29 protein-coding genes and 2 pseudogenes are annotated in these 24,828 nt (G+C 65.3%); 23 read left to right on the top strand and 8 right to left on the bottom strand.

Annotated elements, in window-relative coordinates:
- Positions 1 to 3 precede the first annotated feature (3 nt).
- The 20 genes and pseudogenes from TMO_RS24150 (at position 4) to TMO_RS24055 (ending at position 16,346) form a co-directional block, all read left to right on the top strand.
- Complete coding sequence (locus tag TMO_RS24150) at positions 4 to 288, top strand: DUF3085 domain-containing protein (protein WP_031629745.1); 285 nt, start codon at positions 4 to 6, stop codon at positions 286 to 288.
- Between the two features lie 141 nt (positions 289 to 429).
- Positions 430 to 793: pseudogene (locus TMO_RS32400) on the top strand (XF1762 family protein); the annotation flags it as partial.
- A 397-nt stretch (positions 794 to 1,190) separates the two neighbouring features.
- On the top strand, positions 1,191 to 2,096 hold the full coding sequence (locus TMO_RS24140) for a DUF3577 domain-containing protein (protein WP_003098919.1): 906 nt from the start codon (positions 1,191 to 1,193) through the stop codon (positions 2,094 to 2,096).
- Positions 2,097 to 2,241: 145 nt separating this feature from the next.
- Entirely contained in the window at positions 2,242 to 3,069 is an 828-nt protein-coding gene (locus tag TMO_RS24135; RefSeq protein ID WP_003098915.1) for a DUF932 domain-containing protein, read from the top strand.
- A 94-nt stretch (positions 3,070 to 3,163) separates the two neighbouring features.
- Complete coding sequence (locus TMO_RS24130) at positions 3,164 to 3,853, top strand: DUF3275 family protein (RefSeq protein ID WP_003098913.1); 690 nt, start codon at positions 3,164 to 3,166, stop codon at positions 3,851 to 3,853.
- 94 nt (positions 3,854 to 3,947) lie between these two features.
- A pseudogene (locus TMO_RS24125) lies at positions 3,948 to 4,286 on the top strand (hypothetical protein).
- A 106-nt stretch (positions 4,287 to 4,392) separates the two neighbouring features.
- Positions 4,393 to 4,800, top strand: coding sequence for a hypothetical protein (locus tag TMO_RS24120; protein WP_003098908.1), 408 nt, complete (start codon positions 4,393 to 4,395; stop codon positions 4,798 to 4,800).
- A 16-nt stretch (positions 4,801 to 4,816) separates the two neighbouring features.
- Positions 4,817 to 5,077 (top strand): hypothetical protein, encoded by a 261-nt coding sequence (locus tag TMO_RS24115; RefSeq protein ID WP_014747693.1) that lies wholly within the window; start codon positions 4,817 to 4,819, stop codon positions 5,075 to 5,077.
- A gap of 76 nt (positions 5,078 to 5,153) precedes the next feature.
- Positions 5,154 to 5,801 carry a hypothetical protein gene (locus TMO_RS24110; protein ID WP_003098901.1) on the top strand — a complete coding sequence of 216 codons (648 nt, stop codon included), beginning with the start codon at positions 5,154 to 5,156 and terminating at the stop codon, positions 5,799 to 5,801.
- Between the two features lie 40 nt (positions 5,802 to 5,841).
- A complete protein-coding gene (locus TMO_RS24105; protein WP_254917107.1) occupies positions 5,842 to 6,975 on the top strand; it encodes a DUF6094 domain-containing protein in 1,134 nt (377 codons plus the stop codon).
- A 50-nt stretch (positions 6,976 to 7,025) separates the two neighbouring features.
- On the top strand, positions 7,026 to 7,346 hold the full coding sequence (locus tag TMO_RS24100; RefSeq protein WP_003098896.1) for a hypothetical protein: 321 nt from the start codon (positions 7,026 to 7,028) through the stop codon (positions 7,344 to 7,346).
- An 89-nt stretch (positions 7,347 to 7,435) separates the two neighbouring features.
- The gene (locus tag TMO_RS24095; RefSeq protein ID WP_003098895.1) at positions 7,436 to 7,741 is read left to right on the top strand and encodes a hypothetical protein; all 306 of its coding nucleotides are present in this window, start codon (positions 7,436 to 7,438) and stop codon (positions 7,739 to 7,741) included.
- 136 nt (positions 7,742 to 7,877) lie between these two features.
- Positions 7,878 to 10,157 (top strand): helicase-related protein, encoded by a 2,280-nt coding sequence (locus TMO_RS24090; RefSeq protein ID WP_003098893.1) that lies wholly within the window; start codon positions 7,878 to 7,880, stop codon positions 10,155 to 10,157.
- Between the two features lie 138 nt (positions 10,158 to 10,295).
- Entirely contained in the window at positions 10,296 to 10,895 is a 600-nt protein-coding gene (locus TMO_RS24085) for a PilL N-terminal domain-containing protein (protein WP_003098890.1), read from the top strand.
- A complete protein-coding gene (locus TMO_RS24080; RefSeq protein ID WP_003098888.1) occupies positions 10,892 to 11,536 on the top strand; it encodes a hypothetical protein in 645 nt (214 codons plus the stop codon). Before TMO_RS24085 ends, TMO_RS24080 begins: the two co-directional genes overlap by 4 nt.
- A gap of 12 nt (positions 11,537 to 11,548) precedes the next feature.
- Positions 11,549 to 12,286 carry a TIGR03759 family integrating conjugative element protein gene (locus TMO_RS24075; protein ID WP_003098886.1) on the top strand — a complete coding sequence of 246 codons (738 nt, stop codon included), beginning with the start codon at positions 11,549 to 11,551 and terminating at the stop codon, positions 12,284 to 12,286.
- Positions 12,268 to 12,858, top strand: a complete 591-nt coding sequence (locus TMO_RS24070; RefSeq protein WP_003109780.1) for a transglycosylase SLT domain-containing protein — start codon at positions 12,268 to 12,270, stop codon at positions 12,856 to 12,858. The genes TMO_RS24075 and TMO_RS24070 overlap by 19 nt, the downstream gene beginning before the upstream one ends.
- The gene (locus TMO_RS24065) at positions 12,855 to 13,403 is read left to right on the top strand and encodes an integrating conjugative element protein (protein ID WP_003109779.1); all 549 of its coding nucleotides are present in this window, start codon (positions 12,855 to 12,857) and stop codon (positions 13,401 to 13,403) included. The genes TMO_RS24070 and TMO_RS24065 overlap by 4 nt, the downstream gene beginning before the upstream one ends.
- A 4-nt stretch (positions 13,404 to 13,407) precedes the next feature.
- Positions 13,408 to 15,600, top strand: a complete 2,193-nt coding sequence (traD, locus tag TMO_RS24060) for a type IV conjugative transfer system coupling protein TraD (RefSeq protein WP_003116813.1) — start codon at positions 13,408 to 13,410, stop codon at positions 15,598 to 15,600.
- A complete protein-coding gene (locus tag TMO_RS24055) occupies positions 15,597 to 16,346 on the top strand; it encodes a TIGR03747 family integrating conjugative element membrane protein (RefSeq protein WP_003105620.1) in 750 nt (249 codons plus the stop codon). Before traD ends, TMO_RS24055 begins: the two co-directional genes overlap by 4 nt.
- Positions 16,347 to 16,386: 40 nt before the next feature.
- Here the strand turns inward: TMO_RS24055 and TMO_RS24050 are convergent, their stop codons facing one another.
- From TMO_RS24050 to TMO_RS24015, 8 genes are read right to left on the bottom strand one after another with little or no spacing between them, the layout of a single operon-like run.
- A complete protein-coding gene (locus TMO_RS24050; protein ID WP_003116812.1) occupies positions 16,387 to 19,011 on the bottom strand; it encodes an AAA family ATPase in 2,625 nt (874 codons plus the stop codon).
- 9 nt (positions 19,012 to 19,020) lie between these two features.
- The gene (gene nucC, locus TMO_RS24045; RefSeq protein WP_003050273.1) at positions 19,021 to 19,746 is read right to left on the bottom strand and encodes a CBASS effector endonuclease NucC; all 726 of its coding nucleotides are present in this window, start codon (positions 19,744 to 19,746) and stop codon (positions 19,021 to 19,023) included.
- A 38-nt stretch (positions 19,747 to 19,784) separates the two neighbouring features.
- Positions 19,785 to 20,687, bottom strand: coding sequence for a CBASS oligonucleotide cyclase (locus TMO_RS24040; protein ID WP_003105624.1), 903 nt, complete (start codon positions 20,685 to 20,687; stop codon positions 19,785 to 19,787).
- Entirely contained in the window at positions 20,687 to 21,187 is a 501-nt protein-coding gene (gene cap7, locus TMO_RS24035; RefSeq protein ID WP_003090159.1) for a type III CBASS phage resistance system CD-NTase-associated protein Cap7, read from the bottom strand. The genes TMO_RS24040 and cap7 overlap by 1 nt, the downstream gene beginning before the upstream one ends.
- Positions 21,184 to 21,654, bottom strand: a complete 471-nt coding sequence (gene cap8 / locus TMO_RS24030; RefSeq protein WP_003105626.1) for a type III CBASS phage resistance system CD-NTase-associated protein Cap8 — start codon at positions 21,652 to 21,654, stop codon at positions 21,184 to 21,186. The genes cap7 and cap8 overlap by 4 nt, the downstream gene beginning before the upstream one ends.
- On the bottom strand, positions 21,651 to 22,565 hold the full coding sequence (locus TMO_RS24025) for an AAA family ATPase (protein WP_003105629.1): 915 nt from the start codon (positions 22,563 to 22,565) through the stop codon (positions 21,651 to 21,653). Before TMO_RS24025 ends, cap8 begins: the two co-directional genes overlap by 4 nt.
- A gap of 17 nt (positions 22,566 to 22,582) precedes the next feature.
- On the bottom strand, positions 22,583 to 23,158 hold the full coding sequence (locus TMO_RS24020) for a PIN domain-containing protein (protein ID WP_003109777.1): 576 nt from the start codon (positions 23,156 to 23,158) through the stop codon (positions 22,583 to 22,585).
- Positions 23,155 to 23,625, bottom strand: coding sequence for a helix-turn-helix domain-containing protein (locus TMO_RS24015; protein WP_003050245.1), 471 nt, complete (start codon positions 23,623 to 23,625; stop codon positions 23,155 to 23,157). Before TMO_RS24015 ends, TMO_RS24020 begins: the two co-directional genes overlap by 4 nt.
- 203 nt (positions 23,626 to 23,828) lie before the next feature.
- On the opposite strand from TMO_RS24015, the gene TMO_RS24010 reads away from it, so the two are divergent.
- From TMO_RS24010 to TMO_RS24000, 3 genes are read left to right on the top strand one after another with little or no spacing between them, the layout of a single operon-like run.
- Positions 23,829 to 24,212, top strand: a complete 384-nt coding sequence (locus tag TMO_RS24010) for an RAQPRD family integrative conjugative element protein (protein ID WP_003105635.1) — start codon at positions 23,829 to 23,831, stop codon at positions 24,210 to 24,212.
- Positions 24,209 to 24,442, top strand: a complete 234-nt coding sequence (locus TMO_RS24005; protein WP_003050225.1) for a TIGR03758 family integrating conjugative element protein — start codon at positions 24,209 to 24,211, stop codon at positions 24,440 to 24,442. The genes TMO_RS24010 and TMO_RS24005 overlap by 4 nt, the downstream gene beginning before the upstream one ends.
- A 16-nt stretch (positions 24,443 to 24,458) precedes the next feature.
- Positions 24,459 to 24,818: a TIGR03745 family integrating conjugative element membrane protein gene (locus TMO_RS24000; protein ID WP_003090173.1), complete on the top strand. Its 360-nt coding sequence runs from the start codon at positions 24,459 to 24,461 to the stop codon at positions 24,816 to 24,818.
- The last annotated feature ends 10 nt before the right edge of the window (positions 24,819 to 24,828 follow it).

Raw genomic sequence — 24,828 nt, 5'->3', positions numbered from 1 at the left:
CGCATTGTCCTGGTCAAGGATCAGGGCGTGTACTTCCTCGCCGAGCGTGGGGAGCGTCGCCCGGATGGGCGCCAGGCACTGCTCGCCTACGCCGTCGGATGCAACCCGGACACCGACCCGTTCGATGACTGGTGGCACCTCGCCGGCCGCGAGCTGGGCGGCGATGACTTCGCGGAGTATTTCGACCCGAAGGACGGCCTGTTCACGCGCCTCCAGCACTCGGCGGACGATCTCGTGCTTTCCGCCACCGCCACGCACCTGTCCTTAGCAGTGGTGCCTCCCGCCTGACGCGGCAACCGCCTCGCAGCCCCCGCATCGGGGGCCTTCTTTTGTTCGCACCGCCGCCATCGCCGCGCGTGCGCGTTTGTCTCCAGCCGCCGAGGCACGCCCCGCCGGCCACAACGCCGGCATGCCACCGGAGACAACCGCATGAACACGCCATCGACCTCGCCGAGGCTGCACCTCCTACCGGTGTCGCTGCGCACGGCCAATGCATTCGTTCTGTCGCACCATCGCCACCACCGCCCGGTCCAGGGCGCGAAGTTCGCCCTGGCCGTCACGCTGAGCGACAGCGACCTGATCCACGGCGTGGCCATTGTCGGCCGCCCGGTCGCGCGGCACCTGGACGCTGGAAGTCACGCGGCTGTGCACCGACGGCACACCCAGCGCCTGCAGCAAGCTCTACGGCGCGGCCTGGCAGGCGGCAAGGGCGCTGGGCTACATACGCCTGCTCACCTACACCATGCCCGACGAAGGTGGCGCCAGCCTGCGCGCCGCCGGCTGGCGGCTGATCGGCGCGCGCGGTGGCGGCGCCTGGAGCCGTCCCGGCCGTCCGCGCGCCGATACCCCCGAGCACCTGCGCGGCGCCAAGTGCCTGTGACAGGCGCCGGGTGGCGCGGACAAAGGGAAGCGCCCGGGTGCCGATTGATTGCTGCCGCGCGCGCGAGGCCCCGCCATGCTGGCCCCATGCCTGCTGACGTCGTCAGCGACATGCCAGGCAACCATCGGTCTTCGAGGTTGCGGCGCAGTTCCCACTGCGTGACCGAGCCAGCTCGCACCGCATCCTTCCGCGAGCGGCCACCAGCCTCTGGTGGCGGATGCTTTCGCCTTATCAACCCACCGCGGGGTCACGCACCTTCCCCGCATGCGTGGGCCGGTGTGTCTCCGCTTCATCCCAATGGAGATTCACCATGAACACCACGTCCAACGAGAAATCGTATTTCGACCTCCACACCTCGGGCATCGGCTACATCCAGCGTGTCCGTGAAGTGCCCGTCCGGGGCGGCCGCCGTGCGCAGCCTTTCCTGGCATGCACCATCGCCGCGCTGGTCGGCCCCGCCCGGGACCCCAGCTACCGCTACTTCGACGTCAAGGTCTCGGGTGCCGAGGCCAAGAAGCTCGTTCAGCGCTACATCGGCGTTGACGATCCCAAGCAGCGCCCGCTGGTGCGCTTTCGCCTCGGTGACCTGTGGGGCGATGTGTACATCCGCGACAAGGGTGAGCAGAAGGGTCAGGCCGCCGCGTCCCTCAAGGCGCGACTGCTCAAGGCCGAACTGATCGACCGGGCCGAACTGGCTTCGATCGAGCAGCACGAGTTGATCACCCGCGGCATCGGCTATCTCAATCGTGTGAAGGACGTCACCCCAAAAGCTGGCGACTCGTTCCTCTCTTGCACCGTCGCGGCACTGGCCGGGCCTGTCGATGAACCGGAGTATCGGTACTTCGACACCATCGTCGCCACCCCGGAAGCCGAGCACCTGGTTCGCCGGTGCGTTCAGGCCATCGAGGGTGACCGCAAGGTGCTGATCGCCTTCCGTCTGAACGACATGAAGATCGATCCGTACATCCGCACCAAGGGTGAGCACGCCGGGGAACCGGCCGCCAGCCTGGAATCGACGCTGGTCCACATCGGTCTCATCAAGATCGACGGCACCCAGGTCTATCCGACGAGCCAGGCGCAAGCCGAGGCGCCGCCGGCCGAAGACGCATCCGCGTCCGAAGCCGACGATGCCATCGACACGGCCACCGAGCCCGCCGAGCGCGAGCCCGAGGCGCAAGTCCAGGAGCAGGAGCCGGCATTGGCTGCTTCGTTCTGATCCGGCACGGCCTCTCACGGGGCCTTGTCGCTTTTCCTCCCCACGTACGCCGCGTCCCCAGGACGCGTGCTTGCGCATTTCATCCCCCGAGTTCCGCGTGGTCTCACGGCCACGCGGTTGTCGAATTTCTCAAAGGAGATCAGCCATGTCTCTGGTATCCCGCTTTGCTCCGCAATCCCCGATCCTGCGCTCTGATCGCCCACTCTCGGACGACCGCATTCGTGCCGTCGTTCCGTCGATCTTCGCCGACGCTCCACATGGGAGCCGGTCCGATCGGTATGCCTACATACCGACCTCGACCGTGCTGACCAAGCTGCGCCAGGAGGGCTTCGAGCCCTTCATGGTGTGTCAGACGCGCGTGCGCAACGAAGACCGGCGCGAGTACACGAAGCACCTCATCCGACTTCGCCATGCAAGCCAGATCAACGGCGACGAGGCGAACGAGATCATCCTGCTCAACAGCCATGACGGCACGAGCAGCTATCAGATGCTCGCCGGCATGTTCCGGTTCGTCTGCCACAACGGCCTGGTTTGCGGTGACACCACCGCCGACATCCGCGTTCCCCACAAGGGCGACGTGGTCAGCCAGGTGATCGAAGGTGCCTACGGAGTCCTCGACGGCTTCGAGCGCGTGCAGAACGCGCGCGATGCGATGCGCACCATCACCCTCGATGAGGGCGAAGCGGAGGTCTTTGCAAACTCCGCGCTCGCACTCAAGTACGACGATCCAGCCAAGTCCACGCCTGTCACGGAGTGCCAACTGCTGGCACCCCGGCGATGGGACGACCGCAAGAACGACCTGTGGGCCGTCTTCAACCGCGTCCAGGAGAACCTCGTCAAAGGGGGCCTGAACGGACGCACGGCCAACGGCCGCAATCAGCGCACCCGTCCGGTGCAAGGCATCGACCAGAACCTGCGCCTGAACCGGGCGTTGTGGCTGCTGGCCGAAGGCATGCGCCAGCTCAAGGCGTGATGCCACGCGGACCTCGCCCACCTCGGGCGAAGCCATTTCCTCTCATCCACCGGGTGCCGTCGGCGGCCCGTCATTCATCATCAGGAGAACCATCATGGCAACCCCATTGGCACCCGAGAAATCGGTTGCGCCCATCGTCGTCCCCGGCCAGCTCACGCTGCGTACCATCCGCGGCAAGAACGGCCCGTTCACGGTTGGCCGCCTCGCCACGCACCTCGGTACGTTCGAGGTCAAAGACCCGGAGCTGGAGCAGTACCCCGAAGGCAAGTACGACGGGGAATTCATCATCAGGTACATCTTCCCGAAGTCCTATCCGGTCGGCGGCGGCATGCGGTTCGAGATCCGTGCCAGCCTCGACGGCATGACGCTCAACGGCATCGACAAACTCAGCCGCGACGAAGCCCGCAGCTTCGCCACCCAGGACGTCGATCCGCTCGATGAAGAGCAAGGGGCGCAGCCTGCGGCAACGCCGGCCAAGCCCACCAAAGCGTCCAGGCCCGCCAAGCCCGCACCCGTGCAGGCGTCCGCGGACCCGATGGTCGATACCACGCCCTTTGGCGTGGATGCGCCGCCACCTGCTGAGGCTGCTGCCCCCGGCAGCACCCAAGACGGTGACCCCGCGCTCTTCGGCCTGCTGTGGCCGCTGGGCGAGTCCGTGAAACTGGATTCGACCATCGACCGCCGCGCTTTGCGTGCACAGATCGTCCGCCTGGGCGAGCTGGGCTACGCGCTGGACTTCAAGACGCAGGAGTGGAGCCGCCAGGCCGAACTGCAACCTGCGTGATCGCAGACGCCGCATGCGCGGTGTTCTTCATCCACCCGCCGGGGTTCCTTCCCCATGCGGGGGAGGCCCTGGCCATCTTCTGGAGGTCTTCATCATGTCCACCATCGCTTGCGATATACCCCGCTCCGCGCTGGATGAACCCGCGTGGCGGGCTCTCTGCGAGACGGCAGCCGCACAAGCCACCAAGGGTTGCGGACTGTCTCACGACTACTACGTCGAACGCTTCAGTTCGGCGATCGACGCGCAACTCGGTCGATTGCCCGAAGAACAGCGCGCACAGGCGCTGAAGATCGCACAGGAATGAGACTACGCAACACCGGCCGAACGGCAGGAAACCCAGGACTGGAATGCGGAGCACGGCTATTGCTCGCATGGGATCGAGTTCGGCAGCTGCCCGGCTGGTTGTGATCGCGACGATGACGACTGGGACTAAGGGCAAGGCATAGGTTTTCCTTCGCTGCACCTGCGGCATTCCATCACCCACTGGGGGTTCTTCCCCACGGGGAGGCCTCCAGCTCAACTTTTCGAGGAGGCCTCTCATGGGCTGGTATTTCTCTCCCCAATCGCGGTCTGAACTGATCGCGGAACTGATCGCACCACAGCAGACCGAGCGCGTCAGCGCGAAGGTTATCGCTCACGCATTGCGCAGCAACGTGCTGTGGTCCGTGGTCGAACTGACCGCCAAGGTCGAAGGTGTGCATCGTGATCTCGCGCCGGGCCAGTCCCTGCGCTACATCCGCTGCGATCTGCTGGAACGAAGCGGCAACCAGTGGGGCTACAAGCCGCTGGAAGAGTCCATGCATCCGTACTATTACTCGTGCCCGCTGTCCTATCTGGACCTCGCACCGGAGCAGTCCGCCGACTGGCGTGCAGGCGTTCGCGCCTACCACGCACGGCGGCGCACACCCACGGCTGTCACGGCACCCGCCGCGGCGCTGTTGGCCTGAGCCAGGAGGAACCGACATGGACCCGATCCTGGCTGCACTCCCGCTCTCGCTGTTGAAGCTCGTTGACGGCAGTTTGTCCAACGACGAAGTTTCCTCCGACGAGGAAATGCTGGGGTACTTCATCGACAACGGCCTCACCGAGGAGCAGGCACGGCAGGCGCTGACCTACCGCGACCAGTACCTCAACAACATCTACCTGGACGGCTTCACGCCGATCACCGCGGTGGACGAGGCGCTTCACTTCAATCCGCACACCCAACAGTTCGAGCCGGACTGAGCGGTTTTCTTCCACCCCCTGGGGCAGTACTTGCCCCAGCGGGCGGTGCTGTTCCCGTTCATCCGAGGACACCACCATGCCCGCAAACACTTCTTCCACGCTGTACCGCATCGACGAATGCCCGGACGTGATGGCCGACGCCTGCGTCGGCGATGACCAGGGCAACCTGATCTTCCTGTCCATCTGGGCGCGGGACACCGCCGTCCAGCAGTTCCTTGCACGCCTGACCCTCGGGCGCGACGAGCAGGGACTGGACCAGTTCCACGTCATCACCGACCAGGGCGGCAGCGTCCCGGTATTCATCGGCAACGTCGATCGCCTGGAAAAGCGCATCACGCGCGCCTACCGGCGAACGCTGTTCGGTTCGCTGTCCAACGTGTGGCTGTTCGACCGGCGCTGCGTCAAGCCCGACAAGGCCAACGCCAGCGCATTGGCACTGCTGCCACGTGACAGCGCCCACCGGCTTGACCGCCTGTGGATGCTGGTGCGGGACACCTGCCCGTTGCCGCTGCTCGACCACTGGCGCGAGACCGTGCTGGAACTGCTGCAAAGCCGCGAGATGCTGGCCCGCCTTCCGTTCGCCCTCGGGCCGCTGGAAGGCCATCGGCTCGCCATCGACGTGCCGGCGCTGAGCTTGGCGCTGGGCTCCCTGATCCGCAGTGACGCGCTCACCGCCTATCCCTATCCGGCCAAGATTTGGACGCCGGAAGCGGTAGCGGCTTGACCCACCCTCGGAGGCACGCCTTGGCGTGCTTCCGTCATTCATCCCCGCCAACCAGGAGACTTCCATGGCTCTCATGTTCCCGCGGCTCGCCCGCAATTTCGCCAAAAATGGGTACTACCCGACCGACGAACCCACGCTCGAAAGAGCCCTCAACGCACTGATGCCCAGCGACGGGCCGATGTGCATCCTCGATCCCTGCGCCGGTGAAGGCGTGGCAATCGCCGAAGCCTCTCATGCCCTCGGGCGCGAACAGACCAAGGCGTTCGCCGTCGAATTCGACGCCGAGCGGGCGCGCCATGCCCGCGGCCTGGTCGATCACTGCCTGCACGCGGACCTGATGGACACGATGATCTCCAAGCAGTCCTTCGGACTACTGTGGCTGAATCCACCGTATGGCGACCTGTCCAAGGACGTCAACGGCAACATCGGCTATCAGGGCCAGGGCCGTGCCCGCCTCGAAAAGCTGTTCTATCAGCGTTCGCTGTCGCTGTTGCAATACGGCGGCGTGCTGGTCTTCATCGTCCCCGGCTACGTGCTCGACGCGGAGCTGGTCGGCTGGTTGACGCGCCACTACACCGATCTGCGTATCTACCGAGCGGTGGAAACGCAGTTCAAGCAGGTGGTGATCTTCGGCCGCCGGGTCCGTCAGCGGGAGCTGGCACCCGATGGCGTCAAGGCCGTGCGCAATCTGCTGCTGCAGGTTGGGCTTGGCGAAGTCGAAGCCGAGGAACTGCCGAGCGAATGGCCGTTCCTGCCGTACATCGTCCCCGCCAGTCCGGCCGAGCCGGAGCATTTCTTCCGCGTGACGATGGAGCCCGAACAGTTCGCCGACGAGGTTGGCCGGCTGCAAGGCCTTTGGCCGTCGCTGGACACGCACTTGGGGACCGCGCAGCAGTCGCTGCGTCCACCGGCGCGGGCCTTGTCCCACTGGCATCTCGCCCTGGCTCTGGCCGCGGGCGCGATCTCCGGCGTCGTGCGCTCCCAGACGGGGCGCGTGCTCGTCGTCAAAGGTGACACCCACAAGGACAAGACGCTCCAGCGGGAATTCACCGAACGCGAAGACGGCTCCATCGCCGAGACACGCATCCTCACCGACAAGTTTGTGCCCGTTATCCGCGCGTGGGACATGACGCCTGGCTCCCCGACAAGGGGCGAGGTGCTGACCATTCGCTGATCCACCGGACGCGCTGCCGTCCTGCTGTACCACATCGAAGGAGAAACACCATGTTCCCCAATCCGTTCAAGCGGCCTGCGCCGCGCAAGCAACCCTTGTTCGCACCGAGTACGTTGAAGTTGAGCGAGAAGGTGCATTGGCTGGCTCGGCGAGGCCTGATCGACCCCTTGGCCTATGTCCAGCGCCATGTGCGCGGGGACTGGGGCGAGATCGATGAGGCCACCCGCCAAGCCAACGACGTCGCAATCCAACAGGACAACCTGATGATCTCCCAGTACCGGATCACGCCGGAACTGGTGTTGCTCGTGAAGACCAGCGAAGACCACCAGACCACGGTGGTCCAGCTTCCCGAAGAGCGCGACCTGATCTGAAGGCGCCGCCTCGTCATCCCATCCACTTGACGGAGCCACTTCACTCCGCCAGGGGTGTCGTGGCTCAATAGCCTTTCAAGGAGGAGCCCATGGCATCGCATCGCATCGAAACCTACTGCCAGAGGCTGGCGTTCCCCATCGGGGCGCTCATCTTCAGCCGAGGCATTGATCGCCTTGTCCGCGCGGGTCGCCTGGACCCGATTCCGTACTTCAGGCGCCACACCCGTGGCGACTGGGGTGACGTCAACGTCTGCCAATGGCACGCCAACGGCGTTGCACTTCAATCGGGCGCGTCGCTGGAATCGCACTATGTGATCCACCCGGGACTCGCCATTCGCATCATCACCGATGCGGGGCGCAGCGTCACTGCCATCGTGCTGCCGTCCGAAGACTGAGCACGGTTCACCCGCAGGCCACTCAGGCCAGCATCTTCAACCACCTTCGGCCGCGCGCCGATTTCCTTCCCACCACGGGGCATGCCATTGCCCCGCTGGGGGTGGTGCATGCCCCATTTTTCATTGGAGCATCACAATGTCCTTCGATCTCGAAACCACTGCCGCTGACGCCGCGCCCGTACAGGGCGAACTGCTCGACGCGGAATCATCCCCTCTGACCCTGAGCCTTCAGGATTTCGTCGGCGAGTTCGGCGACGAACTGCTCGACGCCCTCAACAGCGCCAACCCGCCTGTCTATACCGGCCAACCGCAGGCGCACCGGCAGCTCATCGTCGCCAGCCTCAAACGCAAGCTGTTCCCGGCCCAGGCCGAAGTCGTCCACGCCGCCGCCGAGCTGCTGATCGACCGTGGCGAACGCGCCGCGATCGTCAATGGCGAGATGGGCTGTGGTAAGACGACCGTTGGCATCGCCGCGGCCGCCGTGCTCAACGCCGAAGGCTACCGCCGCACTCTGGTCCTGTCGCCACCGCACTTGGTTTACAAGTGGCGGCGGGAGATCCAGGAGACGGTGGCCGGCGCCAAGGTATGGGTGCTCAATGGGCCGGATACGCTCGTCAAGCTCCTCAAGCTGCGTGAGCAGTTGGGCGTGCAGCCCACGGGCCAGGAGTTCTTCGTCCTGGGGCGCGTCAGGATGCGGATGGGTTTCCACTGGAAGCCCGTCTTCACCCAGCGGCGCACCCGCCACGGCGACGTGGCGGCCTGCCCGGACTGCGGCACGGTCATCACCGACCTCGACGGCGAGCCGGTCAACCCGGTCGCGCTCGAAGCCGAGGAGTACCGCAGGAAGTGCAGCCATTGCGCTGCGCCCCTGTGGACGCTGATCCGCCCGCGCAGCCTGTCCGGCAGCGACCAGTCCTCGGCCGTCCTCAAAGCCCTGAAGCGCATCCCGACCATCGGGGAAGTCACTGCGCAGAAGCTGATGCAGAAGTTCGGTGACGGCTTCCTGGCCTCGATGCTGGGCGACAACATCCACGAGTTCATCAACCTCATGGATGGCAACGGCGAGCTGGTGTTTTCCGACCGTCAAGCCACGCGCATGGAACGTGCGATGGCCAACATGGAGTTCGGCTTTGGCGAGGGCGGTTATCAACCCTCGGAGTTCATCAAGAGGTACTTGCCGCAAGGTACGTTCGACCTGCTCATCGCTGATGAAGCGCATGAGTACAAGAACGGGGGCAGTGCCCAGGGCCAGGCCATGGGCGTGCTGGCGGCGAAGGCTCGCAAGACCTTGCTGCTGACTGGCACGCTGATGGGCGGCTACGGTGATGATCTTTTTCACCTGCTGTTCCGAGCCCTTCCGGGGCGGATGATCGAAGACGGCTACCGCCCGACCACGAGCGGCAGCATGACCTCGGCTGCGATGGCGTTCATGCGCGATCACGGGGTGTTGAAGGACATCTACTCCGAGAGCACCGGCACGGCGCACAAGACGGCCAAGGGCACCAAGGTATCGGTGCGCACGGTCAAGGCCCCGGGCTTCGGCCCCAAGGGCGTCTTGCGCTGCATCCTGCCATTCACGATCTTCCTCAAGCTCAAGGACATCGGCGGCAACGTCCTGCCGCCGTATGACGAGGAGTTCCGTGAAGTCGCGATGGACACGGCGCAAGCCGCGGCCTACCGCGATCTGGCGGGTCGGCTGACCGCCGAGCTGAAACAGGCTCTGGCGCGACGCGATACGACCTTGCTGGGTGTGGTCCTCAACGTGCTGCTGGCCTGGCCGGATTGCTGCTTCCGGTCGGAGACCGTGGTGCATCCGCGCACGCGCAACACCTTGGCGTTTGTCCCGGCTCAGTTCAACGAGTTCGAGATCAGCCCCAAGGAGCGTGAGCTGATCGACATCTGCAAAGAGGAGAAGGCGCAGGGCCGCAAGGTCCTGGCCTACACGGTCTATACCGGCACGCGCGACACCACGTCGCGCCTGAAGGTGTTGCTGGAGCAGGAAGGCTTCAAGGTGGCGGTGCTGCGCGCGAGCGTGGATGCCAGCCGCCGCGAAGACTGGATCGCCGAGCAACTGGACCGTGGCATCGACGTGCTCATCACCAACCCCGAGTTGGTCAAGACGGGGCTGGACCTGTTGGAGTTCCCGACGATCGTGTTCATGCAGTCGGGCTACAACGTGTACTCGCTCCAGCAGGCGGCACGCCGCTCCTGGCGCATCGGGCAGAAGCAGCCCGTGCGTGTGATCTACCTCGGCTACGCCGGTTCCTCGCAGATGACCTGCCTGGAGCTGATGGCCAAGAAGATCATGGTCTCGCAGTCCACCTCGGGCGACGTGCCCGAATCCGGGCTCGATGTCCTGAACCAGGACGGTGATTCCGTCGAGGTCGCACTGGCCCGGCAGCTTGTCGCCGCATGACACGTTCCACTTACGGCCCTTCGGGGCCGTTTTTTTTGCCGCTCCCGGTAAATCGGACGCTGCCTGGTTCGCATTGTTTGCTGCCGCTCGCGGCCTGAGCGGCGATGGTGAGGGCTGGATGTTTCAGGACGCCGAGCTATGTGCCCCTCTCCACCGTGGTTTCACTATCCCGAACGCCGCCTTCTGGCGGGATTTCTCGGCCTGCTGTGGTCGGTGCTGGCCGGTGGCTGCGCGACGACGACTGCGCCGGTCGCGCCCGACACCATCGCGGAAGTCTTGGCCGCGCCTGAACCCGAGGCTTCCGAGTACATCCCGGTCGTGCGCTACGCCCGCTACACACTGGTCGAACTGGCACCCATGGCGGCGCAGCGCGACCTGTTGTTGCAGACCATCGACGTGTCCATGCCCGAGGATGCCCGCGCCACGGTCGGGGATGGGCTTCGGCACGTGCTCAAACGCAGCGGCTATGGCCTGTGCCAGACCGCGCATGCCGTGATCGAGCTGTACGCGCTGCCGTTGCCGGCGGTACACCTGCACCTCGGCCCCATGACCTTGCGCGATGCGCTGCTCACGCTGGCTGGCCCGGCCTGGGAACTGCACGCGGATGACCGCGCACGGCAAATCTGCTTCGAGCGGCCCGGCGATCGCGCGGTCGCCGAGTCCCCATCCGAGCCACCCGCCACCGAGGCGGTGCAGACGTTCCCGCTGGCACCCATGGTTTCGGGAGGCCAGCCATGAACGCCCCGCAACCTGCCCAGCGATCGACCGCCGCCGTGGTGGTGCAGAGCCTGATGTGGCTCTGGTTGATCTTCCTCAGCGTCTTGGCGGCCCTGGGCTACCAGGCCCTCAGCGACCAGGCCGACCAGGAGCGGCTGGATTCCCGCCTGCAACGCCTGGAAGCGCAGGCAACTGGCTTGGCCGAGACGATCGAGGCCATCCAGCAGCGCCCGGCCGTCGCGACGGACGCTGACCTCAAAGACACCCGCCAGATTCTGGAAGCACGCGCGGCCCAGGTCGAGAAATCTCTCAGTGGCTACGCAGCGGCCGACGACCTCCAGGCGCTGCGCGCGGAGGTCGAGCAGATCAAGGCGCGCCAAGCCGCCGCGCGTGCCACCGCACCCGCCCAGCGGCGCGCATCGCGCACGTCCGCCGCCTCCAAGACCGAGCTGCCGCCGCTGCCATTCCGCGTCGTCGGCGCCGAACTGCGCGCCGGCCAGCGCAGCGTGTCCGTCGCGCCGAGCATCGGGGACTTCACGCCCGCCCAACTTCAGGTGCTGCTGCCCGGGGATGCGGTCGGCCCGTGGCGCCTGCAGGCGATCGAGGGCAACACCGCAGTGTTCCAGGCCGGCAACCAGACCCGCCGCGTGGCGATTCCCTGACCGGAGCACCCCATGAAGCCGTCGATCCTCCTTTTCGCGGTCCTGGTGGCGTCGTCGCAATGGCCCGCCTGGGCGCAGCAGCCCGCAACGACCTCGGCGCGCAACGCACAGAGCCAGGAGCGCCCGCTGGCCGCCCGCGTGCTGGACGACCGGGTGGCAACCGAATGGGGCTTGCAGCCACAAGAATGGGCACGCTACCGCGAGCTGATGGATGGGCCGCTGGGTATCTACTCGCCCAACCTGGACCCGCTGTCCGCCCTGGGCATCGAAGCTCGCACGGACGAAGAACGGCGCCGCTATGCGGAACTGCAGGTGCAGGTGGAAGCGCGCCGCGTCGAGAAGCTGCTCGCCTACCAGCGCGCCTACGACGAGGCCTGGCAGCGCCTGAATCCGGGGATGCAGCGCGTGAACCTGCCCGACGACAAGCCGGGCGCCGGCCCATCCAGCAGTCCCTTGCGCGGCAGCGGCCGCATGGCGGTGTTCGTCAAGGACGGCTGCGCAGCCTGCGGACAGCTCGTGCAGCGCCTGCAATCCTCGGGCGCGGAGTTCGACCTGTACATGGTGGGCAGCCGCCAGGATGACGCGCGCATCCGCGACTGGGCCAAGCGCGCGCAGATCGACCCGGCGCGCGTGCGCGCCGGCAGCATCACGCTCAACCACGACGGCGGCCGCTGGCTGTCACTGGGCCTGCCCGGCGATCTGCCCGCCGCCGTGCGCGAAGTGAACGGCCAATGGCAGCGCCAGCCGTAGCCATGCCCCTGCGCGCACTGGTGCTCACTGCCGGCCTGTATGCCGTTGCCGCCCTGGCCCAGGAGGTTCCGCCACCGGCTTACCAGCTTGCCGCCCAGCGCGCAGGCATCCCCTCGACCGTGCTCTACGCCGTGGCCTTGCAGGAGAGCGGCATCCGGCGCAACGGGCGCCTGGTGCCGTGGCCGTGGTCCCTCAACGTCGCCGGCCAGTCGCGCCGCTTCGCCACGCGCGCCGACGCCTGCGCTGGCCTGCAGCAGGCGATGCGCGCCACGCCGCACACGCGCATTGATGCGGGCCTGGGCCAGATCAACCTCGGCTACCACAAGCACCGCTTTACCGGCGCGTGCGACCTGCTGGATCCGTATCGCAACCTGGCCGTTGCCGCCGAGATCCTGAAGGAGCAGCACACCCCCGGCGAGGACTGGCTGCTGGCGATCGGCCGCTACCACCGCCCCGCAGGCGGCGAGCCCGCCGCCCGCTATCGGCGCAGCGTGTCGCGCCACCTTGCCCGCGTGCAGGGCACGCGACCAGCCGCCGCGGTCCTCGCGGCGCGCCAGGAGACCTCCCCATGACGAAACCCCATCCCGCCCATCTCGCGTTCACGGGCCTACTCATGCTGCTGTCAGGCCTGCCGCTGGCCTCGCGTGCCGGCGAGCCACTGATCGTTGTCGAGGACCGTGGCGGCACGTCGGCATTGCCGTACTACGAAGCCCTGAATCTCCAGCCGCGCGCCAACGCACCGGCGCGGCCGTCCATCCCGACGCCCCAGGTTCCTGCCACACGGGCGGACGAAGCCGCGATGCTGCCGGTGCGCAGCGCCAAGCTCACGCCCGGCACCGTCGCGCGACGGGTGATCGAAGCGCCCGGCCTGCGGCCGTTCGTGGTCATCGGCGACGACGAGGCTTCCCGGGCCTGGTTGCAGCGCCGCGCCGCCGCTTTGCGCGAACGTGGCGCGGTCGGCCTGGTCGTCAACGTCGAGACCGCGCAGGGCCTGGCGCGGCTGCGCGCCCTGGTGCCGGGCGTGCCGCTCGCGCCCGTGGCCGGCGACGACCTGGCCGATCGCCTGGGCCTGCGGCACTACCCGGCGCTGATCACGGCCACCGGCATCGAGCAATGAAGCCATGTCGGGCAAACAGCCGGTCGAGGTTCTGCTACGCCCAGCGGTGGAGCTATACACCGTCGCGGCGTGTGCAGGCGCCGCGTTTCTGTGCCTGGTGGCCCCATGGTCGCTCGCGCTGAGCCCGGCCATGGGCATCGGCAGCGCCTTGGCGTTCGGCGCCTACGGCGCGATCCGCTACCGCGATGCCCGCATCATCCTGCGCTACCGGCGCAACATCCGCCGTCTGCCGCGTTACGTGATGACCAGCAAGGACGTGCCGGTCAGCCAGCAGCGCCTATTCGTGGGGCGCGGCTTTCTCTGGGAGCAGAAGCACACGCATCGGCTGATGCAGACGTACCGGCCCGAGTTCCGCCGCTACGTCGAGCCGACGCCGGCCTACCGGCTGACCAGGCGCCTGGAGGAACGGCTGGAATTCGCGCCATTGCCGCTCTCGCGCCTGCCGAAGCTCACCGGCTGGGACGCGCCTTTCAACCCCGTGCGCCCGTTGCCGCCTGTCGGCGGCCTGCCAAGGCTGCACGGCATCGAGCCCGACGAAGTGGACGTCAGCCTGCCGCTGGGCGAGCGCGTCGGGCACTCGCTGGTGCTGGGCACCACGCGGGTGGGCAAGACGCGCCTGGCCGAGTTGTTCGTCACGCAGGACATCCGCCGCAGGAATGCTGCCGGCGAGCATGAGGTCGTCATCGTCATCGACCCCAAGGGGGATGCCGATCTCTTGAAACGGATGTACGTCGAAGCCCAGCGCGCTGGCCGCGAAGGCGAGTTCTACATCTTCCACTTGGGCTGGCCGGAAATCAGCGCCCGCTACAACGCCGTGGGCCGCTTCGGTCGGATCTCGGAAGTGGCGACACGCATCGCGGGGCAGCTCTCCGGCGAAGGCAACAGCGCGGCGTTCCGCGAGTTCGCATGGCGCTTCGTGAACATCATCGCCCGCGCCCTGGTGGAACTGGGGCAGCGCCCGGACTACATGCTGATCCAGCGCCACGTCATCAACATCGACGCGCTGTTCATTGAGTACGCCCAGCACTACTTTGCCAAGACGGAGCCCAAGGCCTGGGAGGTGATCGTCCAGATCGAGGCCAAGCTCAACGAGAAGAACATCCCAAGGAACATGATCGGGCGCGAGAAGCGTGTGGTGGCGCTGGAGCAATACCTCTCCCAGGCGCGCAACTACGACCCTGTGCTCGATGGCCTGCGCTCGGCGGTGCGCTACGACAAGACCTACTTCGACAAGATCGTTGCATCGCTGCTGCCGCTGCTGGAAAAGCTCACGAGCGGCAAGATCGCCCAGCTCCTGGCGCCGAACTACTCCGACCTGGCCGACCCGCGCCCGATCTTCGACTGGATGCAGGTCATCCGAAAGCGGGCCATCGTCTATGTGGGTCTGGATGCGTTGTCTGACGCCGAGGTCGCCGCAGCGGTCGGCAATTCGATGTTCTCTGACCTGGTTTCGGTGGCCGGACACATCTACAAGCACGGAATCGACGATGGCCTGCCCGGCGCAGTGGCTGGCGCTCGCGTGCCGATCAACGTGCACGCGGACGAATTCAATGAACTGATGGGCGATGAATTCATCCCGCTCATCAACAAGGGCGGCGGTGCCGGCCTGCAAGTCACGGCGTACACGCAGACGCTCTCGGACATCGAGGCCCGCATCGGAAATCGCGCGAAGGCCGGCCAAGTGATCGGGAATTTCAACAATTTATTCATGTTGCGCGTGCGCGAGACGGCCACCGCGGAACTGCTGACGAGGCAGTTGCCGAAGGTCGAGGTCTATACAACCACCATCGTCTCGGGCGCGACGGACAGCTCAGACATCCGCGGCGCGACGGATTTCACGTCGAACACCCAGGACCGCATCAGCATGGCCAGCGTGCCGATGATCGAGCCGTCACACGTCGTCGGCCTGCCCAAGGGCCAGTGCTTCGCGCTGCTGCAGGGCGGCCAGCTCTGGAAGGTGCGTATGCCGCTGCCGGCGCCGGACCCGGATGAAGTGATGCCGGCGGACCTGCAGCAACTGGCCGGGTACATGCGCCAGAGCTACAGCGAGGCCACGCAGTGGTGGGAGTTCACCAGCTCGTCGGCCTTGCAGGATGCGGCCTTGCCCGACGACCTGCTGGACGATGCCGCTGCGGCCGAGCCCGGCGCGGTGGCCACCGGCGCCGACGATGGCGCGGGCAACGAGGCCGTGCCATGAAGGATGCCGCCTCGACCGCGCAGCGGGAGCAGAACCATCGCCAAGGCTTGATCGTCGGCACCATCACCTTACCGTTCCGGCTGCTCGGGGTGCTCATTGGCTCGCTGCTGTTCTCGATCGTGGTGGAGTGCGCCGGCATGCACCTGTTCTGGAAGGACCAGGGCTGGCGCCACTCCCAGCAGATGCTGCGGTACGAACTCGGGCACCTGTCCAACCACTTCACGCGCAGCGTGGTGGTACAGGAGCCCGGGCGCACGGCGCACGAGTTGGTGGATACCGGGTACGAGTGGGTGTTCGTGCGCTCGGGGTTGCTGGAGCGCATGAGCCAGACCGCCGAGCGCGTCCGCGCGCCCAGCCACGGGCAGAGCCGCAACTTCCGCTACTACATCAGCCAAGTCTATGTCTGGGCCGAAAGCTACCTGATCGCTGCGGCCTTCACGACGCTCACCTTCCTGGTGCGCCTGCTGGTCCTGGTGCTCACGCTGCCGCTGATCCTCACGGCGGCATTCGTCGGCCTGATTGACGGCCTGGTGCGACGGGATGTGCGCCGGTTCGGCGCGGGCCGCGAATCCGGCTTCATCTACCACCGCGCGAAGGCCAGCCTGATGCCGTTGGCCGTGCTGCCTTGGGCCACCTATCTCGCTCTGCCCATATCGGTGCATCCTCTGGTCATCCTGCTGCCCAGCGCGGCGTTGCTGGGGATGGCAGTCAGCCTGACCGCAGGCAGCTTCAAGAAGTACTTATGAGGTGACACGGGCGGCACGGCTCTGCAAAGCCGTGTGCCGTTCATCGGTTCTGCAGGGTATCAAGAGCAGCATCCAACGCCGTAACCGCCTCGACGACCGTTCTTACCGTCGCCCGATCAAACTCATGATCGCGCTGAGCGTCGTGCACACCGCTATTGAGGTAACCCCATTCAATACTCGTACCGCTGACATTGAGCAGCCGGACCAACGCCCCTACGGCATCCGGCGCACCCGCATGTTGCGCCGCGATACGCTCGACGGCCGACCGCAACTTGGTGCATTTATTGTTCAGCTCCCAAGGCGCGCGGGGCCCGCTCAGCTTGATGTCGATCCGGCCGTCCGCCCGCCGACCCAGCCACGTCCACAGGCGGTCCGTCAGACTCTCCAGCGCCGGCCGGGCCTGACGCAGTGCCTCGCGTTTCTCGTCAGCCGCCAACGCCTGCTGGGCCAGAAGAACATAGTTCTTCGCTGGCGGGTCGCTGTCGACCCGCAGTTCGTGCTCTCCCTGATGCGGGAGAAACTTGTAGCGCTTAATGGCCGCGGCGCGGCGCACGCCCAACTCCTGCTGGATGCGGTGCAGGAACTCCTCTGCGTGCGAGGTGAGGATAACCTGCTTGCCGTGGAGCAAACCGTCCTCGAAGAAGGTACGCCAGATGCCATCGCGATGGTCGTCGTCGATCGCGTTGACGACGTCATCGAATATGACCACGGGGCAGCCCTGCGCGAGGTTCTTGGCAAGCAGAATCGCCAGGCCCAGGCATTTGATGTGCCCTTCGCTGAAGACGATCAACGCGTCGTAGCGCGCGCCCGGCTCGCCGGCGAACTCCACCTCGATCTTGCCGTTCTCGGCCACGGGCAACCACAGCGCGTGCAGCAGATCGCCGGGCGGATCGGCCCGGTTGAATGCGTTGTAGAGATGGCGGGCTTGGTCTCCCAGCCCCTGTAGCAGAACCCCCGGCAGAGCGGTCAGGTATGCCTGAATCTCGGGCAGGAAACCGTCGTAGGCGGCCTTGACCCGCTGATGGTGCACCACCACCGGCATTTCGTCCGTGGCCGCCTGGATCAGGCCGCGGTTCGCGTCGTCGAATTGGGCCACGGTTTGGCGGGCGGCCGCCAGCTCCTGATCCGCAGTCGTGCGCATGGTCCGCAGCCGTTCGATCTCCAGCTGATGCTGTTGCAGGCGGTCCCGCTCCTGGGCCATCGCGCCGCGCTGGGCATTCACGTCGCGCGCCTGCGCGTCGAAGCCTTCGATGATCTGTGCGATCCGTAAGAGGGCTTGCCAGGCGCGCTGGTCCCCATTCACCCCGCCGCCGAGCCAATTGCCCGCCGACGTGGGAGGCAGCAGTGGCAGGCCCGCGGCCTGCGATTCGGCAGGACAAGCGACCCCAGCCGCCGCCACCACGCGGCGCATTTCGTCACACAGCGCTCGGACCGCCTCGCTCAACTGTGTCCGATGCCCGGCCTCCTGCTGCTGCAGGACGGCCAGTTGCGCGAGCTGCTCCAGGCCCATTCGCGCCCTGGCGAACGGGTCCTGCGCCACGGCGGCCAGTTCGGTTCCACATGCCGGACACGCGGTCGCCCCGTCCGCCAACGCTTGCACGGCCTCGTAGAGCTTCGCGTACGACACCTCGCCGGCGCGGGCCGCGAGTTGCGCGGAAGAGGCTTGCCACAGTCCCTGGACGCGGTAGGCCTCTGCCAGCAACGCTTGCAGGCGGGCCTGGGTCACCTCGTGAATGGCAGGCGGGTTGGCGTCCAGCTGAGCCTGGACATACGGTAGCCGTCCTTGCTGCTGCGGCGTACCCAGCAGCCAGTCCACGCAGGTTTGATAGGTCGCGCCAGGTGACATGCGCTGCGCCAAAGCTTGTTCCAGGCCCTCGACCGCTGCGATCTTCTGCGGGTAGGCGGCGATGGTCTGTTCGGAGTTCGCCAACTGCAGGCGACGCTGCGCCAGCTGCGCCGCCTGCACGCCGGCAAGCATCAGGTCCTGATCGAGCGAGGGGTTGAAGCCGCGCACGAACTCGCTGAACTGGTCCACGCCGAACAGGGTGGCGATGAGCTGGCGCTGATCGCTCGGGGTCCGCGCGGCGATTCGGGCGAAATCGTCGAGGCGGTTCTTCTCGATGAAGCAGAAGCGATACTCAGCTTCGTCGGGCTGGACGGCCTGCGCCTCGCCCGCCGCCGTAGACGACAGGACTGGCGCGATGTGGCGGCGCAGGCGAGCGTTGTTGCAGTACGTCCGCTGGTCGACCCGCTTGGCCTGCGCTTCGCTGATCGAACCGAGCATCGCCACTTCCAAGGCTTCGCAGAAGCTGCTCTTGCCGGTGCCGTTGGCACCGTAGACCAAGGTGATGTCATGGCTGAGGTCGAACGTCTCCTGCCGCATGAATCCTCGAAACGGCCCGACTTCGAGCTGGTGCAGTCGCCCGAGCGCCGGCCCGTTTTCGGGGCCGCGCGCGTCCCCGTCGTAGGCGACAGGCATCTGCGCCAGATGCGCGATGGCCAGCGGCGCCAAGCGCGTGGAGCGCCCCCGGCGTGCAGCACCGACCTCGGCCAGTGGCTGCAGGTGATCGAGCACCAGGTGCGCCAGCCGGCGCACGTCGTCGTGCACGTGCCGCTGCGTCAAGTGCGCCAGGAACCGGTGGTACTCCGAACGTATGCTTGCCACAGCGACCCCTCACTTGGTCAACCACTGACCGTAAGCCTCCACATCGATCATGGGGACCGTTCCACTGAACTGAAGCTGCGCGATCAGCTTGAAAAGAAACGCGGTCGCCGGCTTGTTTTCGTTGGTGTAGCTGTACGCGCCGCTGGCTTGGTCATAGAAAAAGTGCCCGTGGGCGGCAACGCATCCGATGTCCAGACGCCCCTCGGTGAGGTTTGCGTTCAGCGCCTTGTCCATGGATGGGCCCAATGCAGGACTCCATTCGCTCTCGAAGGTGAGCAAGCCACCCAGAATCGGAATCAACGGCTTCGCTGGGTAGGTCCCGCCAGCGTGCGGGATCGGCAGGCTCGTGCGGTGCAGCCTGCGCACACTGGCGACCTTCTCCTGGGCATAGGCCACAAGCCCCGCGTCAGCCGTCTGCTTGGCCTCGAACACGGCGTACACGCTTTCGGCTGGAATGATCGTCTCGTTCTCGTAGGTGAAGATAAAAGGCGAATATTGCCGATCAAACACCACCACATCGATCTGCTGGCTGAAGTTCCCCAGGCTGTCCACCACATGCGCCTTCGCCGCCTGGTACCGTTTGGGCAGATAGGTATCCAGCATGTCGATCCAGACGTTCTCGCTCGCATCCCCCTTCGTACCCGGGTGACCGAAGGTCTTGCGTACTACGGACAAGCGCTGCTGGATGTCTTCATGCAGGGACGACAGGAGCTGGGAAAGCGACCACTGGGACATGCTGTACCTCGATGGGACGTGTATGGAAGCCGATGGAATCAGGACAGTGGGAACTTGGGGCCAAACAGTGCGCGCCAGGCGCGAAGCGCTTCGATATTGCGACCACGACGCGCGTGGTCGATGGCGATGCTTGCGTCCTGGCTCGCCTGGAACAGCAGCTGCTGCGCGCGCTGCTTGCGCGCGGCATCCATATCGTTGCTGATCGCCGGGCCAAGTCCGGCGGGATCCGGCCACTCGTCATGAACACGATCGGCAAGCGTGGCAAAGAACGACTGGATCTCGCGATCGAACGATCCTCCCCAGCCGCCGTAAAGACACTCAAGGGCCATTACCTCGATCAGGAACGAGGGCTTCACCGGCTTCTGATCGCCGTGCTTGGGATTGTTGTTCCAGTACTTCACCATGCGCACGAGACCTTTCCACTCATTGCCATAGGCTTGGTGCGCTGCGGTCGCCTTGTCCTTATGGATCTCCGGGTCCGTCTTGATCCACTTTCCGGACGCCGTATCGGGGATCTCATACTGGTCGCCGGTGTCGAATGCGGGCACCGCATCCACGCTGACCACCCGGTAGTCCGTGTTGTCCTCCGCGTCGATGTGAACACCGAAATCCACGTTGATCGAGCGCGCCTGTTTGCGCACGGCCGCCGAACCGTATTTCTCCACCAATGCAGAGTGGAAATCATCCAGCACTACCGATGCGGCCTTGCCGTGGTAATGCTTCTCCGAGTCCTTCAGCACGAAGAAGATGTCGATATCCTTGAGCGGCTTCGTCTTCGTGTATCGAGCATAGGACCCGGTCAGGAAGCTGCGCGCAATGCCGAACTTGGTCTGCAGGTAGTCCCGCACTTCGTTCTGGCGTTGCGAGGCATTCTTCTGTTCGCGTTCGTTGAGTTCCAGACGCGACTTGAACTTGCGAAAAGCTTCATCGATCGACAGCATCAGCGTTGCCTCCAATATCCGGCCTGACCCGCCAGGCCGCTGTGTTCGACAGTCGAGCCTAGGCTCTGCTTGACCATTCCATCCGTCGAGCGATAACTTCCTTTGCTCCACCCCTCCACATCAGGCCGCCCTGGCTTTGTATCGAGCATTAACTTGTACTTGGCCTGCGATGGCAGCAGCCCAGCTTTCTTGATCGCGTACTTCAACTGCTCGGTATCCGTCCAGAAGCTGCCGTCGCCATCGGACCACCCATACACGATGTCGATATCCCATCGGGTCACGAGTTTGTCGGTTGCCGGGTTGTAGATCTCCAGAATCACCTTGCGCAGATCACCGGTCCCGAGCCACGTCTTGATGGCTCGGGTATTGCTCTCCCAGCGATCCGCGAAGTGCTCGGGGTCCAGCCCACTGAGCAGGATGATGTCTTTCAAGCTCTTGAGGATGTTGTCGGTCACATAGGTAACCGAGTGCGTGTACGAGTAGGTGGCGACGGTGCTCATGACTTGAGGAAACCTCCGAGGTCGAGCGACAGCGCTTGTCCAGCATCGGCCTGCGCCTGCGTGGCAATTCCTTGGCTCAAGTCCCGTGCAATGATGCGAGAACTGTGCTTTTTGAGCGCGGTTTGCACCCAGCCGAGCTGCTCCTTCGGACACGGCAGCGAGACTCCCCAGTCTCCCTTCAACGGCTCGAACCCCAAGACTTCTTCGTTGGCATCATCACCATCGATCGCGTCTTCGTCGAAGAGGCAGTAGATCCTGGTCCGTGGTCCATCGCATGTCGCAACGATGGGCGCGCTCTTGGGTGCCTGGTCGGCGATCAAGCTGGCGGCCACGCCCGCCACGGCCCTGAGTTCAGAGCGAGCCGTGCCGTCCTTGCCCTGAGTGAGCAGTTCGACAATGGCATCCCACGTCTGCAACGCATCGCGGTGCGGCGAGCTGCGAAACGTCCGGCTGACAACGGTGGTCATTTTTGCTTCCCTCCTTGAAGGCGCATTTGCGTTGCCTGTCGTATCGCACTGCGCAGGTGCTCTACGGAAAGCTTGTTCGGATCGATAGCCACTTGCGGGTCGGCCGCGAGGGCGTTGGCTACGACCTTGCGAATGGCCCGACCATCCAATCCGACGCACTCGCCAGCGCACGCGTCGAACTGGTGAGCCGAGGAAAGCTTGCCAATCCCCGGAAATGTCTTTGCCAGGCCATTCAGGCAGTCCACCAGGATCTGCTTGCAGGCATCCTTGCCGGGCAGTGGCACCTCCATCACCATGTCGCAACGAGATAGGAAGGCACTGTCGACGGCCTGTGGGAAGTTGCTGGTGGCCACGAACAGCAGATGCGGGTTGCGTTCGGCCAACATGTCCAACTGCACCAACACCGCGTCGGTGGCCCGGTGCACATCAACCGGGTTGGCTTCCAGGCTGAGCTTGGCTCGATCAGCCGCAAGCGTTTCGACCTCGTCCAGAAGGACGATCGTCGGGCCCGCCGCTGCGGATTCTGCGATCGATTGCGAGAACAGGTCTGCCACGGCGCGTTGAGTCTTTCCCATTGCAGAGCTCGTCAGCGTGTGAGGCTCTACTTCCAGCAATCGAAACTTCGCAGAAGAAAAAGATTCGGCCACACGATGCGCCAAGCCCCGTGCCAAGGAGGTCTTCCCAGTCCCCGGCGGGCCGACCAACAAGATCACGCCGTGCAGGGGGAGTACCGTGCGCTCCACCTTGGGGCGCACCGTGAAGTTGACGATCGCCTGTGACAGCAACTGCTTCTTGAGAGCTTCGTCCATGACGATGGAATCCCACAGGGCGCCCAGCGACGTGTCCGGCAGCTTCCAGCTTCGATGGATGCCTTTCGGCAAAGTGGCGTCTGATGAAGGATTCTTGGTCATCCGTGGCTCTCGGCGGGTCAGAGAATGGTGCGATAGGTCGCCAGCACCTTGGTCGTTTGCACAAGGCCCTGGCGCAGCAGGATTTCGAGATAGCGGTCCACCTCGATCGGCGGATGCTTGAGTTGGGCACGCTGGCGCTGCGCAGCCGACACCACGGCGGCCGCGTCCAGATCCAGTAGGTTGTCCACAAACTCATCGGGGTGCTGCGATTCGATGCCGTACGGAGCCAGCAGATCGTTCGGGAAATCCCGTTCGTTGAACGTCACAATCACGCTCGCACCGCAGCGAATCGCCGCAGCCAGGACGTGCCGGTCGTCCGGATCGGGCAATGTCAGGCCTGCCACGAGCGCTTCGTAGCCCTCCACCAAGCCGTCCGGAATTGCCCGGTCCATGAGATCCGACGTCCTGTCGACCTGAACCCGGGTGAGATCGGGGCGGTTGATCAACAGGTTGCGTTTCCACTCCTCATGAATGGCTTGGCTCCACCGCGCCCGGAAGCGGCCAGACAGGCCGAGCCACATCAGGAAATCCCGCAGTGGCGCGGGATATAGAACGCACGCGTCGTAGACGGCGGTGAATGGGGAATGCCTCATTCGTATCCCATTCCCAACTCTTGCGACTGCTGAGCGAGTTCGGCCATCGCCTGCTCACTGGCGCGCTCGCGCGCTTCCTTGTACTGCATCAGATCGGCGAACCTCACCCTGCGGTGCTTGCCGGTGCGATGAAATGCCAACACCCCATCTTCGAGCAGCTTGACGAAATGGGGACGGGACACGTTGAGCAAGTCCGCCGCCTCTTGGGTCGTCAGCTCTGCATGGACGGGCACCACCTTTACTGCATTGCCATCGGCCAACTCGGCCAGGATGTCGACCAGCAGGCGTAAAGCCGAGGTAGGCAGTTCCACCTGATGAGCCTGTTTGTGGTCATCAAAGATCTGGATGTGCTGCGTCTCGAACTGGGTTGCGAGGTAAGCCGCCAAGGCACGTTGACCCTGGACGGCTGCCTTCACCTCTCCCGCGGCGGGAAGGGTCATCTTGGATTGGGCAGTGGCGGTGGTCATGGGTAGCTCCTAAGCGAAAACGGTTGCAGAGCCGATCATATTCGAAATACTCGAAAAACGCAATAATCGAAGCGCGACCCGTGCTTTTGTAGGTTCGCTCGCAGCATGCCCAATCCGGTCGTCCGCCAGTTCCTATTGTTTGCGGCCTGAAACAGCCCTGATCTCCACGATCAACCCATTGCTGATCACACAGGAATGGCGCGATGGTGGCTTCGATCTGGCTGCGCGCCGCGCATCGCGGCGTGCCCACTTGTTTCGTGACGGCCCTCGTGCTGGGCCAGTCCCCGATGGCATTGGCCGAGTCCCCGGCGCAGCGCCAGGAGTTGGTCGCCGCGCTGCGCCAGCTCGACGCGCTGGAACGCACCGTCGCGGACAGCGCCGCGCATGCCCCCATCCAGCCGGGCGAGCGCTACCACTTCGATTACCCACGGCTGCTGGCTGACCTGGCGCGCGTGCGCGCCGGCATCCAGTTCCACCTGACGCCATCACGCGCTCAGCCGCGCGACCCCTCCGAACTGGCCGGCGACTACCGCACCGAGCGGGCCGCTTCGCCATCGCCGAAGACGACTGCGGAGGGCGAGCAATGAACGGCGCCCAGGTCTCGGCATTTCAAGCCAACAGCGGTATCGCGCCTTCCGCGATGGCGACCGTCCTGGTCGGCGTCGTGTTCGCGGTCCTGCTCGTGTGGGGCGTCTGGGCCATCCGAACGGCCTATGTGGGGTGGTCCGAGAGCCGCCTCAACCAGCGCCAGTTCCTCGGCGTCTGCATCCGCTTCGTCGCGATGTACCTCGTCCTGAGTTTCTTCCTCCTGTCCTGACATGAAAGGCCCGACCATGCACAACCGCAACCTCACTTCCCGTTTTGCCCAGCGCGCCGCCGTGGCCCTGGGCGCCGCCGCGCTGCCCGCACTGTCGTTCGCGCAAGGTCTGCCGCAGTTGGAGAACCCGACGCGCGGCACCGGCAACGGCATCATGGAGACCATCCGCAACTACGGCTACGACATCATCATGCTCGTGGCCCTGCTGGTGGTGGCGTCGATGTTCATCGGCGTCTGCTACCACGCCTACGGCACCTACGCGGAGATCCACACCGGCCGCAAGACGTGGGGCCAATTCGGCCTCACGGTCGCCATCGGCGCCGTGCTGCTCGTGATCGGCATCTGGCTGCTCACCGAAGCCACCGGCATCCTGTAAGCGAGGCCGG

The organism is Tistrella mobilis KA081020-065 (assembly GCF_000264455.2).
Lineage (GTDB): Bacteria > Pseudomonadota > Alphaproteobacteria > Tistrellales > Tistrellaceae > Tistrella > Tistrella mobilis.
Note: the sequence above shows the minus strand (reverse complement) of the source record. Positions and strands in the feature narration are given on the sequence as shown.

What these genes read in the sequence shown, in the direction of transcription:
- TMO_RS24140 (WP_003098919.1), top strand. Translation starts at nt 1,191, where the DNA reads ATGAACACCACGTCCAACGAGAAATCGTATTTCGACCTCCACACCTCG.
- TMO_RS24135 (WP_003098915.1), top strand. Translation starts at nt 2,242, where the DNA reads ATGTCTCTGGTATCCCGCTTTGCTCCGCAATCCCCGATCCTGCGCTCT.
- TMO_RS24130 (WP_003098913.1), top strand. Translation starts at nt 3,164, where the DNA reads ATGGCAACCCCATTGGCACCCGAGAAATCGGTTGCGCCCATCGTCGTC.
- TMO_RS24120 (WP_003098908.1), top strand. Translation starts at nt 4,393, where the DNA reads ATGGGCTGGTATTTCTCTCCCCAATCGCGGTCTGAACTGATCGCGGAA.
- TMO_RS24115 (WP_014747693.1), top strand. Translation starts at nt 4,817, where the DNA reads ATGGACCCGATCCTGGCTGCACTCCCGCTCTCGCTGTTGAAGCTCGTT.
- TMO_RS24110 (WP_003098901.1), top strand. Translation starts at nt 5,154, where the DNA reads ATGCCCGCAAACACTTCTTCCACGCTGTACCGCATCGACGAATGCCCG.
- TMO_RS24100 (WP_003098896.1), top strand. Translation starts at nt 7,026, where the DNA reads ATGTTCCCCAATCCGTTCAAGCGGCCTGCGCCGCGCAAGCAACCCTTG.
- TMO_RS24095 (WP_003098895.1), top strand. Translation starts at nt 7,436, where the DNA reads ATGGCATCGCATCGCATCGAAACCTACTGCCAGAGGCTGGCGTTCCCC.
- TMO_RS24090 (WP_003098893.1), top strand. Translation starts at nt 7,878, where the DNA reads ATGTCCTTCGATCTCGAAACCACTGCCGCTGACGCCGCGCCCGTACAG.
- TMO_RS24085 (WP_003098890.1), top strand. Translation starts at nt 10,296, where the DNA reads ATGTGCCCCTCTCCACCGTGGTTTCACTATCCCGAACGCCGCCTTCTG.
- TMO_RS24080 (WP_003098888.1), top strand. Translation starts at nt 10,892, where the DNA reads ATGAACGCCCCGCAACCTGCCCAGCGATCGACCGCCGCCGTGGTGGTG.
- TMO_RS24075 (WP_003098886.1), top strand. Translation starts at nt 11,549, where the DNA reads ATGAAGCCGTCGATCCTCCTTTTCGCGGTCCTGGTGGCGTCGTCGCAA.
- TMO_RS24070 (WP_003109780.1), top strand. Translation starts at nt 12,268, where the DNA reads ATGGCAGCGCCAGCCGTAGCCATGCCCCTGCGCGCACTGGTGCTCACT.
- TMO_RS24065 (WP_003109779.1), top strand. Translation starts at nt 12,855, where the DNA reads ATGACGAAACCCCATCCCGCCCATCTCGCGTTCACGGGCCTACTCATG.
- traD (WP_003116813.1), top strand. Translation starts at nt 13,408, where the DNA reads ATGTCGGGCAAACAGCCGGTCGAGGTTCTGCTACGCCCAGCGGTGGAG.
- TMO_RS24055 (WP_003105620.1), top strand. Translation starts at nt 15,597, where the DNA reads ATGAAGGATGCCGCCTCGACCGCGCAGCGGGAGCAGAACCATCGCCAA.
- nucC (WP_003050273.1), bottom strand. Translation starts at nt 19,746, where the DNA reads ATGTCCCAGTGGTCGCTTTCCCAGCTCCTGTCGTCCCTGCATGAAGAC.
- TMO_RS24040 (WP_003105624.1), bottom strand. Translation starts at nt 20,687, where the DNA reads ATGCTGTCGATCGATGAAGCTTTTCGCAAGTTCAAGTCGCGTCTGGAA.
- cap7 (WP_003090159.1), bottom strand. Translation starts at nt 21,187, where the DNA reads ATGAGCACCGTCGCCACCTACTCGTACACGCACTCGGTTACCTATGTG.
- cap8 (WP_003105626.1), bottom strand. Translation starts at nt 21,654, where the DNA reads ATGACCACCGTTGTCAGCCGGACGTTTCGCAGCTCGCCGCACCGCGAT.
- TMO_RS24025 (WP_003105629.1), bottom strand. Translation starts at nt 22,565, where the DNA reads ATGACCAAGAATCCTTCATCAGACGCCACTTTGCCGAAAGGCATCCAT.
- TMO_RS24020 (WP_003109777.1), bottom strand. Translation starts at nt 23,158, where the DNA reads ATGAGGCATTCCCCATTCACCGCCGTCTACGACGCGTGCGTTCTATAT.
- TMO_RS24015 (WP_003050245.1), bottom strand. Translation starts at nt 23,625, where the DNA reads ATGACCACCGCCACTGCCCAATCCAAGATGACCCTTCCCGCCGCGGGA.
- TMO_RS24010 (WP_003105635.1), top strand. Translation starts at nt 23,829, where the DNA reads ATGGTGGCTTCGATCTGGCTGCGCGCCGCGCATCGCGGCGTGCCCACT.
- TMO_RS24005 (WP_003050225.1), top strand. Translation starts at nt 24,209, where the DNA reads ATGAACGGCGCCCAGGTCTCGGCATTTCAAGCCAACAGCGGTATCGCG.
- TMO_RS24000 (WP_003090173.1), top strand. Translation starts at nt 24,459, where the DNA reads ATGCACAACCGCAACCTCACTTCCCGTTTTGCCCAGCGCGCCGCCGTG.